Below are 17,825 nucleotides of genomic sequence, written 5' to 3' on the forward strand. Positions count from 1 at the left end.
ACAATTATATCATACCCCTGAAAGAAGCATACTTCTCCTGTAAAACGGAATATATTTGACATTAATATATATCAGAGATATTATAGACATGTTTAATCCTTAATTAAAAGTGATTGGGAAGCCACTTATAAAGGAGATTAATGAAAATGGATATACTAACGAGTCAATATGAAATGATTAAACGAACAAGAGAGTCCCTCTTCCGAATGTGTGAGACGATGCCCCCTGCAGCTTACTTGCAAACCGCCAACGCATTAGGCGGAGAATCCATCCGTAACCTGCATGTTCATGTCACAGATTGTTATCGCATATGGTTAGGCGTCCGCGGTCTGGGACGAACCATTCCCAAGTTAAAGCCTGAATCCATCAGAGATGTACAGGAAATGCGTGCATTATTTGCAAAAACAGATTTGCTGGTTGATGAATTTCTCCATAATTTCAGAGACAACTGGGACACCGATATTCAAGCTAGTTGGATGAGTGAAACCGCTGAATTAAGCGAATTATGGCTATTTACACATTGCACAACCCATGAATTTCATCATCGAGGACAGATTACGAAAATCGCAAGACTCCTCGGAACCATTCCTCCCAAAATGAATTTGTATAAAATAGAATAATCACATTCGGTTTCCTGATCTTCACTTGCTGATCCCCAAAGGCTCGACTACAATTAATCTCGGCAGGCTCTGGATTTGGCCAATTGTATACAATGGAGGTCTACATCACATATGGAAATTTCACTGGAAATGATCAAAGACAAGGTTGAATGTCTTCAAGCTTATGATTTTCAGGAACTGGAACGAGCAATTGATGACCGCATCGGTGTGAACAAAGCTCTTCTTTTGCGCGTAAAGCTGGTTCAGCACCAAGTCACATTTGACCCTGTTCGCAATAAAATGCTCTATAGTGCCGTCGTACATTTTGCTGTGGCTTGATGGGTTCATGCGAAGTTCATGCGCGATTACGCGATATCGAATGGAGCACAAAGAGCAGGTTATTCAAAAGAACCTGCTTGTTACATATAGAAAAAAGCAGAACAACAGGCTCATAAAGCCTATGTTCTGCTTTTGTGTTAGATCAGATTCGATTTTTGCAACAAGCGCTGCAACATAGTCGCAACCTCGGCACGGGTCATCTTGCCCTTGGGTACCAGCAAAGATTGGCTTCGACCTTGCACAAGTCCTGCCTTCACACTGTCCACTGCACCACTGCGTGCCCAAGGGGATACCGCTGTTACATCACCGAAGCCCTGAAGTGTTGATTCGGGCGATTCGTTGTTCAGTTTGACTCGGAGTCCGGTAATCTGCATCGCTTTCTCCAGTATCACCATCGCTTGTTCCCGGGTAATGGTGTCATCTGGACGGAAGGTACCATCGTCAAAACCGTTAATTAAACCATAGGCATGTGCTGTATGAATAGTCCCACTGTACCAGTGTCCGGATTGCACATCCGAGAAAGCTGTATCTCGACTCTCCACTCGAAGTCCTAGCCCACGAATAACCATTGTTGCGAACTCGGCACGGGTAACTGCTTGATCTGGATTGAAAGTGCCATTACTGAATCCTTCGACAATCATCCGTGAGCCCATATCATTGACCGCATTTTTGCCCCAGTGATGCACAACATCACTGAATTCCAGCGGATGCCATACCACGGCATAGGTGCTGTTGGTCAAGCTGTTGATCTGAGCCTCATATCGTCCGTTATTCTTCCGAACTTTGGTTGGTACGTGACGTACAGACCCATCTGGCTCCACAACAACACCTGTCGTGATTTTGTTCGGATCAATGCCGTCTGGAATAACGATCGATCTTTCGACGTAAGCATCAAACTTTTTAATTTCGACAGAGTTCTCACCATAGGAGGCGTTAACTACAAAGTTCAGTGGCGGAGCCACAAGCGTTAGCTCATTTTGTGCTGTTGCCCGCTCCACAATGTTCTGTTCTGCAGCTGTTGGAGATGCAATTTCAACGTGCACTTTGAGCGCTTGCAAATCGGCCGCTCCTCCAACCTGATCAGCTAATTCCGCAATACGAATCTGACTGGCAGGAACCATATATGAAGCCTGATCTGTCTTGAATTCCAGGACAGCTTCATACTCTTCCATGGTCCGAATCATTTCACCCGTTAATTCGCCTACAAAAATATCGTACGAACGATTGATCGGGATGGTGACCACCGCATTTCGCCCTTCCTCAGCTAATCTGTCATTGAGTTTTTTCTGATCAACTACAATGGTCAGAGCCGTTTGCTGGTCTCGTTTGGTTACCGTCGCTTGTCCAGCATTCTCCACCTTGCCGTTCACCAGAATGTCTACACCCGTCGTTGCTGGCTGTACTGGTGTCGTAGACGGCCCAGGTGCAGTCGCTGTGGGTGGTGTGCCCGGCGAATTGTTTGACGGTACGGAGGTAGCTAATGGAACAACCGCATTGGATGGGGCTGATTCTGCACTTTTACCTGCTCCGTTCATTGCTTTCACTGTAAAGGTATAACTTGTTCCATTCCTTAATCCGGTAATGGTTATTGGGCTGGCATTACCAGTGACTTTCCTGTCTCCTGGCGATACGGTTACTTCATAACCCGTGATTGGGCTACCCCCGTCATCCGTCGGTGCTGTAAATTTCAAAACAGCTTGTCCGTCACCCGGAGTTGCTGTCACATCCGTTGGTACCCCTGGCATATCTGAAGGAATGGCACTAACCAAATTAGAAGCTTCACTCAGCCCTCCCACATTCTCTGCTTTTACCACAAAGTAGTAGGCGGTACCATTAACCAAATCCGGGATCGTGTATGGTGACGAAGCATTGGCAGTCACTTCTACCCTGTGATTCGGATCAGCATCGGTTGCCATATAAATTCGATATTGCGTAACATCAGGTTCCATATCCCATTTTAGCGTGACTTTGCGTTCCCCACTCTCTGCTGTCAGATGGCGAGGATTAGCTGGTGCATTCGGTAAGTTTACCGCTTGTGTGATGTTGAAAGTCACAGGCAGCATGTGATCTGCCGTCAAAGTAACCTTAGCCGTATATGTTCCTGCTGACAATCCGTCTTTGGCATGCACATTGAAACTTGTCTTATCACCCGCTTCCAATTCAACCATGGGCTGCGTGATGGTAAAAGCGTCTAGATCATTACCGCTAAGAGATACCGACAGATTAACTAATTTGCCTGTTCCGGTATGTTGAACAGGCACTGTAATCATCTCCTGAGAACCCGAATTATAACCGAGCAACACCGATTGCAATGTCTGATCTGCAATTCCAGCAATCGTATAAGTCGGAGCAGCCGTGACCGTAAGGATCATGGTTCCTTTTTTGCTACTATCTTCTGTAGAGGTCGCGGAAATGATATATTCACCCGGCTCCGCATCGGTAGCCACCGTAACGTAACCCGTATCATCTACGCCAACCTTATTTGTGGTGTCGTTGCTGCTCCACATTACACTATTGTCAGCATCACCTACAATGTCCACCGTGGCTGCCAGGTGTCTGCTCTCCCCCTGCATGAGACTCGCCGTAACCGGGGTTACAACCACACGGTTCACGGCTGGTACATACGTCACCTTGATTGTTGCTGCTGCCGTTTTGGAAGCATCGAATACTGAGGTCGCCGTAATCGTATAGTCTCCTGGTTCGGCATCCACGGCCACACTTACGTAACCTGCATTACTCACCGTTACCTTGCCGCTGGAGTCACTGCTTGTCCAATTCACCGTTTCATCTGCTCCACCAACGGCAGTTACAGTCGCGGCAAGTTGCTTGCCTCTTCCTTGTACCACACGGGCACTGTCCGGCTGAATACTGATTCCCTGAACGGCTGGTGCATATGTCACTGTCACAGTGGATGTACCTGCTTTGCTGTTATCTTCCACCGAGGTTGCCGTAATGATGTAATTGCCTGGCATCGCATCGGATGCGACCGTTACATTGCCTGTATTGCTAACCAGCACCTTACCATTAAGGTCGCTACTGCTCCACGTTACCTCCGTCGAAGCTCCCCCAACTACGTCCACGCTGGCTCCCAGCTGTAAACTATCTCCTTGAACAATGCTTGCAGGATCAGGAGTAACGGTAACACCGTTGACGGCCGGAGCATATGTCACGGTAATCGTTGCTGTAGCTGACTTACTACTGTCTGCAGTTGAGATTGCTGTAATAGAGTAGAGTCCAGGTACGGCATCGGGTGCAGCAGTAACCAAACCTGTATTACTTACCGCAACCTTGTTATCTGCGTCACTGCTGACCCATGTCACCGTTGTTGCAGCCCCGCCCACCGCATGGACCGTTGCCGCAAGTTGTCTGCTCTCTCCCTGCATCATGCTATCGTTATCCGGGGTAACGATAATACTAGTCACAGCAGGTGCGTATGCCACCGTAATGACCGCTGATCCTTTTTTGCTAGTATCAAACGTGGAGGTCGCCGTAATGGTGTAATCACCCGGAGGCGTATTGGCTGCAACGGATACTTTACCCGTCCCGTTTACGGTTACTTTATTATTCGTATCACTGCTGCTCCACGTCACCGTTGTCCGCGCTCCCCCTACGGATGCCACACTGGCCGTGAGCTGTGTACTCTCCCCCTGCAAAAGGCTGGCCGTGCTGGGGTTCACAGTAACACTGCTGACAGCGGGTGCATAAGTCACCGTCACCGTAGCCGTTCCTTTTTTGCTGTTATCATATGTGGAAGTTGCCGTAATCAAGTAATCACCTGGCACTGCATCCCGAGCGACCCTCACTACTCCCCCAGAATCCACAGTTACCTTGTTCGTTGCGTCACTACTGCTCCACGTCACCGTCGTTGCAGCCTCACCCACTGCATCCACCACAGCCGTTAGCTGTCTGTTCACACCCTGCTGCATACTAGTTGTAATGGGGCTAACGGTAACACCGTTAACACTAGGCGGAGGTGGTGGTATATACCCCGCAGCCCTTACATTCGTCACGGATCGATCATTCTCACTCCATACGGCATAGAGTGCTCCGTTCATTGGCACAACAGAAGGCGTAACTGCTGTTCTACTTGTAGATGTATTTAAACCACCATTTCTCCCGCTTTCAGCTAGTTTCCATCCGTTACCGTCATATTTTTTCACACGGATTTTGAAAATAGGTACCGTGTTGACTGTAGTAAAACTATTTTCAGACCAAACCGCATATAATTCGTTGTTTAATGTTACCAACTTGATAGTGTTGCTGCGTGCTCCCGGAGCCACGCTTATTCCATTGTTACCGTCGCCATCAATACTGGACCAGATACCACTTTCAAACTTCTTCACATAAACTTGCTCGTCTGTTCTATCTATCGGTTCTGTCCATCCTAAATACAAGATATCATTCATGACCGCAAGAGAGGGATTAATCGGAAGCTTCGCGGCAGATCTGTTTAACCCCACCCCTCCATCAGCCACCGACCAGTTTAATCCGTCATACCTTAGGACACGCAATTTGTAATTTGGGCCAGTTGTCATCTCGTACCATGTTGCGTATAAGTCATCTCCCATGACAATCATTGCAGGAGGACCAGAATAACTGGAAGGATTAATGTTCATTCCCCCTGCTCCTCCACCATCTATGCTTGTCCACGTGGTATCGTTATACTTTTTGGCACGCATTTTACCGTCTTCTGTCCACATTGCGTATAACTCACCTTTATAAGCAGTCAACTTGGGACCCAAAGCATTTGCTGCAGGATTCACGTTGATTCCAATAGTGGACCCGCCTTCTGCATTCGTCCACATGGTGCCGTCGTATTTTTTAACCCGGACCTGATCCTTATAAGATGCATTCTTCTCCATCCAGGTCAAGTACAAAGCGTTGTTGTACACCGCCAGATCAGGATTTCCAACATCTCTGTTAATATCGGCATTTAGACCGTACACTGGCTGGTTCCCATCAATACTCACCCAGCCAGACCCATTAAACTTTTTAACCCTAATCTGGTGGATGGCAGGAGTTGTCTGAATTCGCTCACTCCATGCCACGTAAATCTCCCCATTCCACTCCACTATTGCAGGTGTTTCAGCAGCCATCGCTTGATTTACATTAAGCCCGTTTGCTCCGCCTCCGTCGATGATCGACCAGCCACTGGCCGCTGCCAGAGTCTTGTCACCGCCAACTATCAAAGATGGTATCAAGAGAATCATGGCTAAAAACAAATGTGCCATTCTTCGAATAGTGCTGTATTTCTCCCCTGTTGTGCTCTCTGAAAATACCACGTCTCGATCCCTCCATCGTATCGTTCTGTTATTGCATCTATACATTCAGCTCAGCATATCTGAAGATACCTTAAAAAAACCTTAAAACAATGACACAATTCGACTTTTTCTAACAAAAATCTGAGGGAGTTTAATTCTTTTTTGTCTTACTCGTACGTTTATTTAAAAAAAACCAAAAAAGCCCCATCGCTCATACGATAGGACTCATACTTATAACTGCATATTTCTGCGATTAAGGCTGCTCAGAGCTGCACATCGGGAATACGGAAAGCAACACTCGTTCCATGCCCCGGCTCACTTGTAATCTCGAGCGCGGTGCCATATTCAAATCTTAACCGCTTATCAATATTCCGTAATCCAACACCTTGCTCGCTGTTTGGTTTAATTTGATCAAGTAACTGTTGCTGTTGCTCGTGAGAAATTCCGATTCCATCATCGGTTACGGTGAATAACCAATATCCTTCTGCACACACCGCTGTCAATTTGACCTTGCCTCCTTTGATCTGATCACCAATACCATGGCGAATTGCATTTTCCACTAACGGTTGCAACAATAGAGGTGGCATTGCCACATGATAAGCAGCTTCAGGTATGTCATATTCGAAACTGATGCGTTCCCCGAATCTGGCTTTCTCAATCTCTACATACGTTTGGATCAGGCTGAACTCCTCTTCAAACGCGATCCGTTCATCCGTATTACTGAACCGGAAGCTCCCCCGCAAGTAATCAGCCAGTGAAACAATCATGTTCCGTGCCCGTTCCACATCTGTATAGCTGGAAGACACAATGCTATTCAGAACGTTATATAGAAAATGTGGCTTGATCTGTGATTGAAGAAATGCAACCTCCATATCTACTGCTCGTCCCAGTGACTCTTTCATGGCGAGCAGGCTGCCAATTCTTGCTTTTAGTTCCTCAAGATCAAATGGTTTGGGCAGATAATCATTGGCCCCAACCTGAAAGGCCGCCACTTTGTCTTGCGGCTGGAATGCGGCAGTGACCATCAGTACAGGCAACTCCAATAAGGAATAACGCTTGCGGATTTCCTGGCAGACTTCGTATCCAGACATGCCCGGCATCATCAGATCGAGAATAACCAGATCGATCCTCCCCGGTTGCTCAATCTCATGAAGAGCCTCCACTCCGTTCTTGACAGCAATGACACGATAGTCGAGTGATTGCAAGGCATCCAGCAGAACCTTCAGATTCACGTACTGATCATCAACAATTAACACGGTGCGTTTACCTTCAGCATTGGTAACGTAAGGGGTTTGGAACGAATAATCGGTCTTCATAGGCTGTACGTAAGATACAGCCATATTGTCCAAGATCCCGGTGGATTTACCATTTGGATCTGCCACGGGTAGTGTGAAGGTGAAAATTGTCCCCACTCCCGGTGTAGAACTCACAAGAAGCGTTCCCCCTTGCAATTCAACCAGTTGCTTCGCAATGGACAGACCCAGACCCGTGCCCCGCCGCCCTGTGTTATCAATGGATTTGAACGGTTCGAATATATACGGCAGATCTTCCGGATGAATACCCACTCCTGTATCCCGGACTTCAAACTGAAGCATACCGCTGTGCTCTCTCCCGGTAACCATAATCGTCCCGCTGTCCGTATGCTTGATGGAATTATCCAGCAAATTTCCGACGATCTGGCTCAATCGTGCTTCATCACCATATGCATGGGGAAGACCTGTCGGCACCTGATTGAGAAGTTCTACTTCTTTTTCCATACATAGATATGCATAAAAACGAACCTGCATCTCCACAACTGAACGCACGTCGACAGGTGACGGCTCGATTCTAAGTTCGCCCTGCTTCAGCTTGGACAAATCCAGAATATCGTAGACAAGCTGAGACAGTTTTTTCGTAATATCAATCATTAATTGAAGCTTTTCTTGTTGGTCAATCCCTGGGGGATTCGTCACATCCTCAAGCATGGATCTGGATATATTCATTACGCCGTGAAGAGGTGTCTTGAATTCATGTGAGGTGCGTGCCAGAAAATCGTCCTTATGTCTGTCCGCTTCCAGCAGCTGACCCGATAGCTCTTCAATTCTCTTGAAGGCGTTGGAGAAGCGGAGTGACATCATCAGCGCAAGCATGAGCAGTACAAGAAATGGCTCGACGGGTGCAATAGAATAGATCGGTACGCCAAAGTAAACGTTCAAGTTCTGATTCAGCACCATTGCGTTCAAGGCCATGGCTGCCACAGCGAGGTACCAGCTTCCAGCCACCTTGTTCAGAACGGCGTACACAAACACATACGTGGCATACAGCAAAGCAAATGTGACATATAAAGACGTCAGAAGGCGGAATGGACCTGTCGTGATCTGCGCTGCAAAGCCCATATGCAGAAGCAACAAGGTTGCACCTGCGACCAGCCCTCCTTTGGTAAGCCATTTGTAGCTGTAAGGGCGAAATGCGGTATAGACATACAGGAAAAATCCAGCACCAACCCCTACGGTCAGCACCATCTGAATACGGAAGTATAGCCAGAATGGAACTGGACCAATCGCATCGAAGAGTACCCTCTCTCCGCTAACACTTGTAAATGCCGCGATAAATACACAGACAAGTCCAAATACAACAAGAGAGTGATCATTCCTGCGCTGGGAAAACAATCCGATGAAATACAGGCCCATAATCAGGAACGCTGTGATCACGATCCAGTCATGAGCTGTCGCAAGGTCGCGTATACTCGAAATCTGATCCGCCTTCCCCAATTGAATCGACTCACCGATCCCGCTGTTGACCCGAAATTCATGATTGGCGACCTCTACGAGAAGATCATTCCATCCTGGCTTTAGCGTAAAATAGCTGACATACGGCTTATTAAGTGCCCAATAATTTTCCTTCAGATCAGGCTGCCCGCTGGAGCCTACGACCTGTCCATTGACAATCAGCCTGTTGGAGATAAGGATAGATGCTGTTTTCAACCCGTATACGTTACTGTCCGCCGTAACCAGCAGTCTCAGTCTATAGGTTGCTGTTCCCAGCGTATCCATTTGTTTGGACCATGCTCCCGGAACCTGAATGAATGTGGCTGGTTGATCACTTTTCCCCTCTGTTCCGAGCGGATGGCTAAAGAGTAGACGATGCGGATAAAACGCCCATTGTCCGTCGAGCCGAACCACACCGTCTCTTTCGAAATTCCAGTGCCTCAGATCCATGACTCCGTTTGTGGCAATCGGCATCGCTTTTTTATTTATTGTAAAATAAGTCAGCAGCAACCCGTAGGTGGCAAACAACATCGTTATAGTAATTAGTACTGCAAGGAGTTTTCGACTCATCAAACGCTGCGCTCCGATCTTTCCATCGTTTGCTGAAGCAACAGCATCGTTTCTTCCTCCAGTTCCGTTCCCATCTGTACACGAACAGCCTGTTCCAACTGTACACATACACGATGTGCCTCGCTTCGATTCCCGAGTTCCAGATGAACGCGGATTAACGCGCGGCCGTCGATTTCGGAATCGGGAACCAGCATCAGTACACGCTGCAAGCTATCTGCTGCAAGCGAGAGTTGGTCTTGGCTTCGATAATGCATATGCCATCTGCGAAGTGCACGCACATACTGCGATTTGATCTCCAGTTGTCTGGCAGCCGCCCATCCAAAATCACAAGCTTCCATATAGTCACCTGTATACATCTGATTCATCTGATCGTAGTCCCTCTCATTCAATAGCTCTTCGGATAGTATTTGATTAAGTATATTTTCAAATGAAGAGACGTCCACTACCATTTCATTCCGTTCTGCGGTGAACCCCTGATTCCCTTTGCTAATATGGATCGGGACCCCTTGCTCCACCAAGCTTTTGCGAAGATAGGACAGACAGGTGTACAGATACGATTTAGCTTTTACGAGATCGTACCCCGGCCACAATGCCTCGATAATAACGGGAGCGTTAACACGTTTCCCTTCATGGTGGATCAGGAATGCGCAAAGCTCCCGTTCTTTTTTCGTTTTCCACACGACTTCCTTGTTAAGTTCACCAGGCCATATAATGTGAAAACCTCCAAGACACCGTACAAGAGGAATGGATCCTTTGTTATGTTCCTGCAGATTGACAGGTTCCCGCATATGTTTTGTGATGCGTGCCAGTGTACTCTGCAACCGGCTAGTCGTAAAAGGCTTTAACAGATAATCCGTTGATTCAATCTCAAATGCTTCTACCGCAAATTCTGCATAGGCTGTCGTAAATACGATGGGCATCTCCGGAAATATCGTTCGGATGTGACGAGCCGCTTGTGTCCCCTTCATACCCGGCATTTGAATATCTAAAAATACGGCATCTACCGTTATTTTTTCCAAGTCATCTAGAGCCTGAATGGGGTTCAAGTATCTTCCCACAATTTCCACATTCCCAATCTGACCAAGTAATATTTCAAGCAAATCGAGTGCAGCTTCTTCATCGTCAATCAACATGACACGTATCATCGGCTTCAATCCCCTTTTCCGTTCATGTTAAAGGTTGGCGCTTTTTATTATAATACATATCGGGTATTCGACATGATCATTTTAGATGGGACAGGCATTTACTCGTCCGGCAAATTGAAAATGAAAAATAACCCGAACTTAGGTAAGTTCAGGCGTTCATTTTTGCAAAAATTGTTCTGCTATGTGTATCACCCGGTTCCCCAAGTTATACATCTGTATTTTGACAAGACCGTTCTCATCGTGTCGTATTATATATCTGAGTGGTTTTAACCGACATAGTGAATGTAATAAACACCATTCTCTAAATTCAAACTTGACCAGAATATATTTTTTCAAGCTCCTGAATTTGATTTGTCAGTGAATAGCCAGCATTCGCCACAATATCTTTACAATCTGTTCGAATATAACCTTTAGATAATTTAATGATGGCATCGCACCAAGCGTTAATCTCTAGCGGTAAATATTGAATATGATCAGTGATTTTTGCTTCTTCCGGCATAATATCACTCACCAGACACTTCAGTCCTGAAGTTTGTGCTTCTACTAACACAAGATCTAAACCACCAAACCTTGACGGCAAACAGAAAGTATCCATGGCCTGCATCAGTTTGGGAACCTCGATATCTGATTGACGCCCAAGAAATAAAACTCTGTCTTCTAGTCCAAGAGCAGATACAGTACTTTTTATAGACTCAAACCCTTCTCCTTCACCAATTAGCATTAACTTCGCGTTAGATATTTCTTTGCTGACTTTTGCGAAAATTTCCATTAACATCTCATGATTTTTCTGATAAGCAAATCTTCCAACGTGTCCGATTACAAAAGAATCCTTTAAGCTAAGTCTTTCTCTGTACTCTTCCCTTACTTCTGGTTGATAAGAAAACTTGTCTATATTAATTGCATTTTTAAGTATACGAATGTTTTCTTTGGGAATTTGCGGGCCGTAGAGCCAATCCGCAGCTGACTTTGCACAGGCCAGGAAATGAGTAGCGTGGTAAGGCATAAACATTTTTTTCTGTTGCTCATGTAGATCAATAGCCTGCTGCCTGAGTTCTGGGTCATTGATACCAATCATATTGTTATGTGCATGAACGATAATAATGGGGATTCTCATTTCAATTGCAATCTCTTCTACCAAAAAATTTTTCCAATGGCCCGTGTGTAAATGTATCGCATCGTAACCCTCAGATAAAATCTCTCTTAATTCTGTTATAAATTGCTCTCGATTCTCTTCTGCATAACAAGATACGTAGTGCACCTTACAGCCATCTTTCGTCAGTTCATCTTCAAAATCAATGGATTTGCTAAAAGTTACAAAATCAAATTGAAATCTAGTTTTATCAATGTAATCCCAGTTTCTCATTGAATAATGTGTGATTCCAGCTCTGGTTTTCGCAATTGGCAACTGTAGCACTTTAATTTTTTTCATTTTTTAATGATTCCCCCGTACATTTGTGTCCTCAAGCTCTAACAACTCACGTGCAAGAGCAAGTACTCGTTGTGATGAATTACCGTCAGCATACTTATGCGTTATGCGCTTCAGACGCTCTCTGTCTTTCTTAAACTTATCTTCACCATACAACGAATCAATCACTGCCTGCTCAAACTGACTGTACTCTAAGGCTATCTCTCCAGGCATCCATGCGTCATAAGGCTCCATCATTAAGCCTCTTGTTTGACTATAATCCTCAAGGTCTAACGGAGTCAGGATGATAGGTTTATCTGTGAGTAGAAAATCTATTATAATTGATGAATAATCTGAGATCAGACCATCTACACCATTTAGAATTTCGTAGAGATCCATATCGTTCATATGCAGCATTTCGTCTGTAATTTCTTTGATATGATCTGAATTATTAAACATAGGCCGGCTAAGCTGAACGGTATGCTTTTTATATAGAAAAAGGATATCATTTTTACTTAAGAAATCATTAAATGTCTTCTCGTTATATCCGTCCATATCACTAATTAGAGCTGCATTATTACCATTACTGGTTAAAAATGAATCTCGATGTGTTGGAGCATAAAATAGAATTTTGCGTTGTTTTATAGGTCCCATTAACTTTTCTAATGTTCTTTTTCCATCTGATTTAAAAATCATATCATTGCGTGGATACCCCGTAATAACGAACTTTTCGAAATCAACCTTCAAACAGTATCCCATGAAAATACTATATAAATGGGACATGGAACAAATGGCTGTTTTGTTATTAAAAGTTTCACTTTTTCCTTCTGACAAGCTTCGATCTAATTCTTCGTTACTCATAAAAAACAATGTCTTTATTGTAAACCCATGCCATAATTCTATTGATTTCTTATTTCCACACTGCTCAGCATATTGTGTAATTATGAGACTGCTAGAAAGATAATGGTAATAGTATTCACTGTCTCTTCTTGAATCCTTAACAAGAACGACCTCAATATCCTTGTAAGGATTATGAATTAAAGCTTTAGACACAGCACCTGAATTGTAATGACCTATTATACAAACTTTATTCAGTGATTCCTTTATTTCTCCGTATATACTTAGGTCTACTTTGGACAAGTCACCTTCTCCATATTTGTTTGGAATATAAAATTCTTCAATTCCCATATTATAAAGTTGTTGTGCTATTTCAAGGTGATAGTTACTAGCAACTATCACCTTAAGTCCTCGAATTTTTATATCATTTGGATTTATAATTTTTAGTTCAAGAAGTTGTGTCCCATGTTTTTTAGTATTGTTATCTGCAAAACAAACAATATTAAATTTGTCTTTTAATTTTTCATAGTAAGCTTTACCAAGTATACCAGCGCCGAATATAACAAATTCCATATAGAATACACTTCCCTTTATGCTTTTATTTGTATAAATTCAGCTATGCGTTATCCAGCCTTGGAACAAGTTCTGGGTAAAATTCCGAACTTAAGTCATCCAAAACATCATGAAAATAAAATACATTCGAATTCGATTGGCGTATTCTCAGCTCTACATCCCGATCTCCGTACATAAAAATAATAACTGTATCATTATTCTTTAATGATTCAAAATCAGGGGTCACAACTGGAATCCCAAATAAATTCGTATTCTCTTGTGCAGATCTATCCCATACTTCATTTGGGATAATGTTGCACCTAGCAAAGTCTTCTAATGTACTCTTCGCCACAAAACCTCCACCGTATGCGATTAAGCGTCCTTCCGCTCTTCGAATAGTGTCAAGTGCTCCTCTATATTTAGGTGAGTATCCTATAAAATAATTGCTAATCGCATGGTATAAAATAGTGTAACCAGAATTTTCAATACACTTCTCACTCAATTTAATTGGTATCAGCCCACTGTCTTCTACCGATTGTAAAAATAGGCTTATATATTCAGGTTTGTATTTTTTCAAATGAGAATTTCTATTGATTCTCCTTATCATAAAAGCATATTTATATATTGTTTCTAATTTGGAATAGAAGTTTAATTTCGAAGAGGAGTCAATATATTTACTTAAAGTTTCTTGAACTAATACGCATTTCGTCTCAGCATACCGCCATAGCAACTTCATATTTGTTTGCGATGTGACAATTGAGTTATCTCTAAGAATGTACGAATATAACGGTCTTTTTAAGTGAACAATAGAATCCTCTGATGACATAATAGGCAACCAAATCTGTGGTTCTTGAGTATTGCTTACATGTGTAACAAAATTTTCAATTAGATGCAATTTAGATATCAATGATGCTCGAAGCATAATAACTCCCACATGTGTCAATAGCCTTCCCAATAGAAATGATTCAATTAAGTTGCAGCTAGATACATGGCTTAATTCAGAGGAAGAAATGTCAGGAGCAAAACCCATATCCCATCGATTTCTTGATTCGTCACAAATCACACAATTAACGTCTGGAAATTCATTGAGTGCATTAACCATTGAAAAAACATAGTCTTCATGCAAAAAATCATCACAATCAGGCATGCAGACAAATTCACCCGTTACAAGCTTCAGCCCATTTTTAACTGCCGCTGCCACACCTTGATTCTCCTGATCAAAAATTTTAATCTCATAACCTCGGGCTTTAAGTTTTTCTTCATATAAACTCATCACTTCTCTTGTTCCGTCCACACTTCCATCATTCACTAAAATAATCTCAATATTATCCCACTTCTGTGCAATGACAGATTCGAGCATCTCGGAGATGTAATCTACTTTGTTATAGCATGCAACGACCATGCTTACTTTAGGTTGCATAAGTTTACTCCTTCTGGCGATAGTTCAAATGAATGGTTATAAAATTCCGGGAATTTGTTTGAAGCTGCATAAGTTAATAAGTCACTATACGTAAAAATCATACAGCCAATGGGTTGAAGAACCTCTAAAATTTCCGTAACTATTTTAAGATCTGATGGGAAAATTAAAACTGTGTCATTTGCAGACAGTTTCTCAACACTTGGGATTTTAACGAAAATTCCATCTCCACCTTTGTCCCACAGTTCATGCGGTTCAAGCAATGTACCCTTTAGATCTACAAGAAGTGAACGTCCGTTTTTTCCGAGAGCACCCCAAGCAATAATACAGCCATTACGTAAGTTTATCCTCTTTGGCTTATAATCAAAATTATTGTCTACGCTAGCGGTAAAAAATAATTGCGGATTTACCAGATGCCCCTCATTTATATTGGGATTTGGTGCATAGACCTGATTTATAAAATCAACCGTCTCCTTACGCAGTAGATGTAACTTGTTTGAATTTGTCTGATTGAAATGATCAAATAACAGTAACATTCGTCTCAAACGACCCCATTTAGCCAAAACGATTAACCTCTTATCCTCAGGGTGGATATCACAAAGCCACTCTATCGTACTATTAACAATTAAATAATACTGCTCATAATATTTTTCATAATCGTCAAATGTCTTCCGAATTGACATTTGTGTATCATTTTGTATATAACGATACAGTGGGAGAGCAAAATGCTTGATCTTACCCTTATTCGCGGCTAAAGGTAGTACATATTGTGGTTCTTGAGTTCGATTAATTTCGTGGTAATAATTATCGATAACACCGCTTTTTATCAAATAGCTACTACGCACCATGTATACCCATACCATATCTATGATTCTACCTAGAAGAAAACTATCAGTCATTTTAGATAAAGTTTTTTCATGATCCTGTGTCTTAAAATAACTGTGGTATACACTTCGATCATTATAAACACACCAAAAATCACAAGCGGCCCAATCGTAATCCGGGTTTAAAGATAGCCAACCCGCCATGGTTGAAATATACTCGGGTTCAAGTTCGTCATCCGCATCAACTTGACATACATACTCACCAGTTATCCGCTTTAGTCCCTCATATACAGCAGCAGGTAATCCTTTATTCTCCTGCTTAATCGTAATCAATCCAAATCCCCTCGCTTCAAACTTAGAAGCGTACTCTCTAATTACATATTGAGTGTCATCAGTGGATCCGTCGTCCACCAAAATCAACTCAATATTGTTCCATATTTGCGCTAAAATTGAATCAAACATTCTATGCATATATTCACTTTTATTGTAACAAGGTACGACTACACTTACTTTGGGCTGCAAGTTCTCTCCCCCCCTCAATAATTCTAGTCTGAAAAGCATGCAGCCTGATCCATCTTTTGAATTAGCGCTTTTCTTTATGTACGAAATATGATAAGAGCAACAAATCGTACATAAAGCCCGCCTTTCGTGTAACTTTTCCACTTCCAGTCGGAAAGGAACAATTAAAAAAAAATAGCCATTAAACCTGATTTCACCAAAAATAATATGGTTCATTGTCATTACATTTCCTCGTAATACTCCATCCAAATTCCCTTCAATGCAGCTAAATCAGTATACATACCATATACATCATGTACTAGAATCTGGCTTTCCTTAATATTCAGGCTCAATAACTGATTTTTTATTTCATCAGCATATTTATTACATGTAATGATATAATCTGCATCTGGAAAATTATTTATCGCTTCTTGCGGTGCCATAATTGGTATTCCCTGAATATCTCTTCCCCAAAGGTCAGCGTTGTTATCGCATAAGCAAAGAACACTATTGGAATTAATAATTTTACCCATAGATATTAGTCTACCTAGTGTACTTATCCCAACTATTCCTGCTCCAAACAATATTAAGCTTTGATTACTTTTTATTTTATTAAAGGTATCTATAATAACCCTTTTTACATATTGTTCTCTATTTTTTAGATCGTCTAAAGCTTTACTCTCCCCCTCTAGCAAACCTTTATAAAAAATACACGCTTCAGATGACAACTCACTCCAGATTACCAAGTTATTATTAATATCACCTAGTATCTCTTCTAGTACAGCATTAATAAAAACGATACGGTTTTCTAGCGATAGTCTCGTAATGTTCCACCAATATGCAGTAAACTTTCTGGTTGCGATTAAGGATAAAACTTCATTAATAAGAAGATTATTATTTTCTAATTTCTCAACTATCAACCTAAATTCTTCTCTAATCATCATTGCTTTTCTTTCATCTTTAACAGATGAACTTACATTATCTGTTCTATACCAATACAGAGGCGTGTTCAAAAAATAAGCTCTTCTTGCATGCAACGCAACAAAAAAATTAAACCCTGTATCTTGATACGATGCTCCAGGAGTCTCATTTAATGAAATGTGATTATCCAACAAAAACTCCCTGTTGTAGATTCCAGACCATATACCTGTTCCTGATTTAATAGTAATCAATTGATGGTTTGATGATATGTCTAAAGCTTCCCCGTACAATGTACTGTTATTAACTACATTAGTAATTGTTTGTAATGTTCCTTCTGAAATTGTAATAAATGTGTAGTAATTTGATTTAATAAAATCAACCTGGTATTCTTCAGCATAAGAATAAAGTGTAGAGAACATATTTAGTGAAACTTTATCATCAGACTCAACAATACCAATGTATTTGCCTTTTGCTTCTGCAATACCACGATTTATCTTATGTCCGTAACTCCCATCAGGATCATTAATTAGACGAAACCTTTGATCTCTATCAGCATATTCTTGTAGTATCTCTCTCGAACTATCTGTGCTGTTGTCATCGATGCAAATAAATTCTACATCATACAAATCTTGCATTGATAAACTTTCTAAACACTCTCTTAAATACTCCTCAGAGTTATGAATTGGTATTATAATGCTAATTTTCATTTA

At 42.2% G+C, this 17,825-nt stretch carries 10 protein-coding genes; 2 read left to right on the forward strand and 8 right to left on the reverse strand.

From position 1 onward, the window contains the following. Positions 1 to 146: 146 nt before the first annotated feature. Together ACR8BL_RS12450 and ACR8BL_RS12455 are read left to right on the forward strand one after the other, a co-directional pair. Positions 147 to 620, forward strand: a complete 474-nt coding sequence (locus ACR8BL_RS12450; RefSeq protein WP_434752897.1) for a DinB family protein — start codon at positions 147 to 149, stop codon at positions 618 to 620. A gap of 111 nt (positions 621 to 731) precedes the next feature. Beyond that, positions 732 to 938 (forward strand): DUF2536 family protein, encoded by a 207-nt coding sequence (locus ACR8BL_RS12455; protein WP_434752898.1) that lies wholly within the window; start codon positions 732 to 734, stop codon positions 936 to 938. 137 nt (positions 939 to 1,075) lie between these two features. On the opposite strand, the gene ACR8BL_RS12460 is transcribed toward ACR8BL_RS12455, so the two are convergent. From ACR8BL_RS12460 to ACR8BL_RS12495, 8 genes are all read right to left on the reverse strand, one after another. Continuing rightward, positions 1,076 to 6,220 carry an S-layer homology domain-containing protein gene (locus ACR8BL_RS12460; RefSeq protein WP_434752899.1) on the reverse strand — a complete coding sequence of 1,715 codons (5,145 nt, stop codon included), beginning with the start codon at positions 6,218 to 6,220 and terminating at the stop codon, positions 1,076 to 1,078. 242 nt (positions 6,221 to 6,462) lie between these two features. Then, a complete protein-coding gene (locus ACR8BL_RS12465) occupies positions 6,463 to 9,516 on the reverse strand; it encodes an ATP-binding protein (protein WP_434752900.1) in 3,054 nt (1,017 codons plus the stop codon). After that, positions 9,516 to 10,661 carry a response regulator gene (locus ACR8BL_RS12470; protein ID WP_434752901.1) on the reverse strand — a complete coding sequence of 382 codons (1,146 nt, stop codon included), beginning with the start codon at positions 10,659 to 10,661 and terminating at the stop codon, positions 9,516 to 9,518. The genes ACR8BL_RS12465 and ACR8BL_RS12470 overlap by 1 nt, the downstream gene beginning before the upstream one ends. Before the next feature lie 307 nt (positions 10,662 to 10,968). Next, the gene (locus ACR8BL_RS12475; protein ID WP_434752902.1) at positions 10,969 to 12,090 is read right to left on the reverse strand and encodes a glycosyltransferase; all 1,122 of its coding nucleotides are present in this window, start codon (positions 12,088 to 12,090) and stop codon (positions 10,969 to 10,971) included. 3 nt (positions 12,091 to 12,093) lie between these two features. Then, on the reverse strand, positions 12,094 to 13,476 hold the full coding sequence (locus ACR8BL_RS12480; RefSeq protein WP_434752903.1) for a CDP-glycerol glycerophosphotransferase family protein: 1,383 nt from the start codon (positions 13,474 to 13,476) through the stop codon (positions 12,094 to 12,096). A 43-nt stretch (positions 13,477 to 13,519) separates the two neighbouring features. Continuing rightward, the gene (locus tag ACR8BL_RS12485) at positions 13,520 to 14,875 is read right to left on the reverse strand and encodes a glycosyltransferase family 2 protein (protein WP_434752904.1); all 1,356 of its coding nucleotides are present in this window, start codon (positions 14,873 to 14,875) and stop codon (positions 13,520 to 13,522) included. After that, a complete protein-coding gene (locus ACR8BL_RS12490; protein ID WP_434758356.1) occupies positions 14,860 to 16,437 on the reverse strand; it encodes a glycosyltransferase family 2 protein in 1,578 nt (525 codons plus the stop codon). The genes ACR8BL_RS12485 and ACR8BL_RS12490 overlap by 16 nt, the downstream gene beginning before the upstream one ends. Further along, complete coding sequence (locus ACR8BL_RS12495) at positions 16,437 to 17,822, reverse strand: glycosyltransferase (protein WP_434752906.1); 1,386 nt, start codon at positions 17,820 to 17,822, stop codon at positions 16,437 to 16,439. Before ACR8BL_RS12495 ends, ACR8BL_RS12490 begins: the two co-directional genes overlap by 1 nt. Positions 17,823 to 17,825: the final 3 nt, after the last annotated feature.

The sequence above is a fragment of the Paenibacillus amylolyticus genome (assembly GCF_051136285.1).
GTDB classification, from domain to species: domain Bacteria; phylum Bacillota; class Bacilli; order Paenibacillales; family Paenibacillaceae; genus Paenibacillus; species Paenibacillus amylolyticus_F.

Bases quoted from the DNA above. Each gene is read 5' to 3' on its own strand.
- ACR8BL_RS12450 (WP_434752897.1), top strand. From the start codon at position 147: ATGGATATACTAACGAGTCAATATGAAATGATTAAACGAACAAGAGAG.
- ACR8BL_RS12455 (WP_434752898.1), top strand. From the start codon at position 732: ATGGAAATTTCACTGGAAATGATCAAAGACAAGGTTGAATGTCTTCAA.
- ACR8BL_RS12465 (WP_434752900.1), bottom strand. From the start codon at position 9,516: ATGAGTCGAAAACTCCTTGCAGTACTAATTACTATAACGATGTTGTTT.
- ACR8BL_RS12470 (WP_434752901.1), bottom strand. From the start codon at position 10,661: ATGATACGTGTCATGTTGATTGACGATGAAGAAGCTGCACTCGATTTG.
- ACR8BL_RS12475 (WP_434752902.1), bottom strand. From the start codon at position 12,090: ATGAAAAAAATTAAAGTGCTACAGTTGCCAATTGCGAAAACCAGAGCT.
- ACR8BL_RS12480 (WP_434752903.1), bottom strand. From the start codon at position 13,476: ATGGAATTTGTTATATTCGGCGCTGGTATACTTGGTAAAGCTTACTAT.
- ACR8BL_RS12485 (WP_434752904.1), bottom strand. From the start codon at position 14,875: ATGCAACCTAAAGTAAGCATGGTCGTTGCATGCTATAACAAAGTAGAT.
- ACR8BL_RS12490 (WP_434758356.1), bottom strand. From the start codon at position 16,437: ATGACAATGAACCATATTATTTTTGGTGAAATCAGGTTTAATGGCTAT.
- ACR8BL_RS12495 (WP_434752906.1), bottom strand. From the start codon at position 17,822: ATGAAAATTAGCATTATAATACCAATTCATAACTCTGAGGAGTATTTA.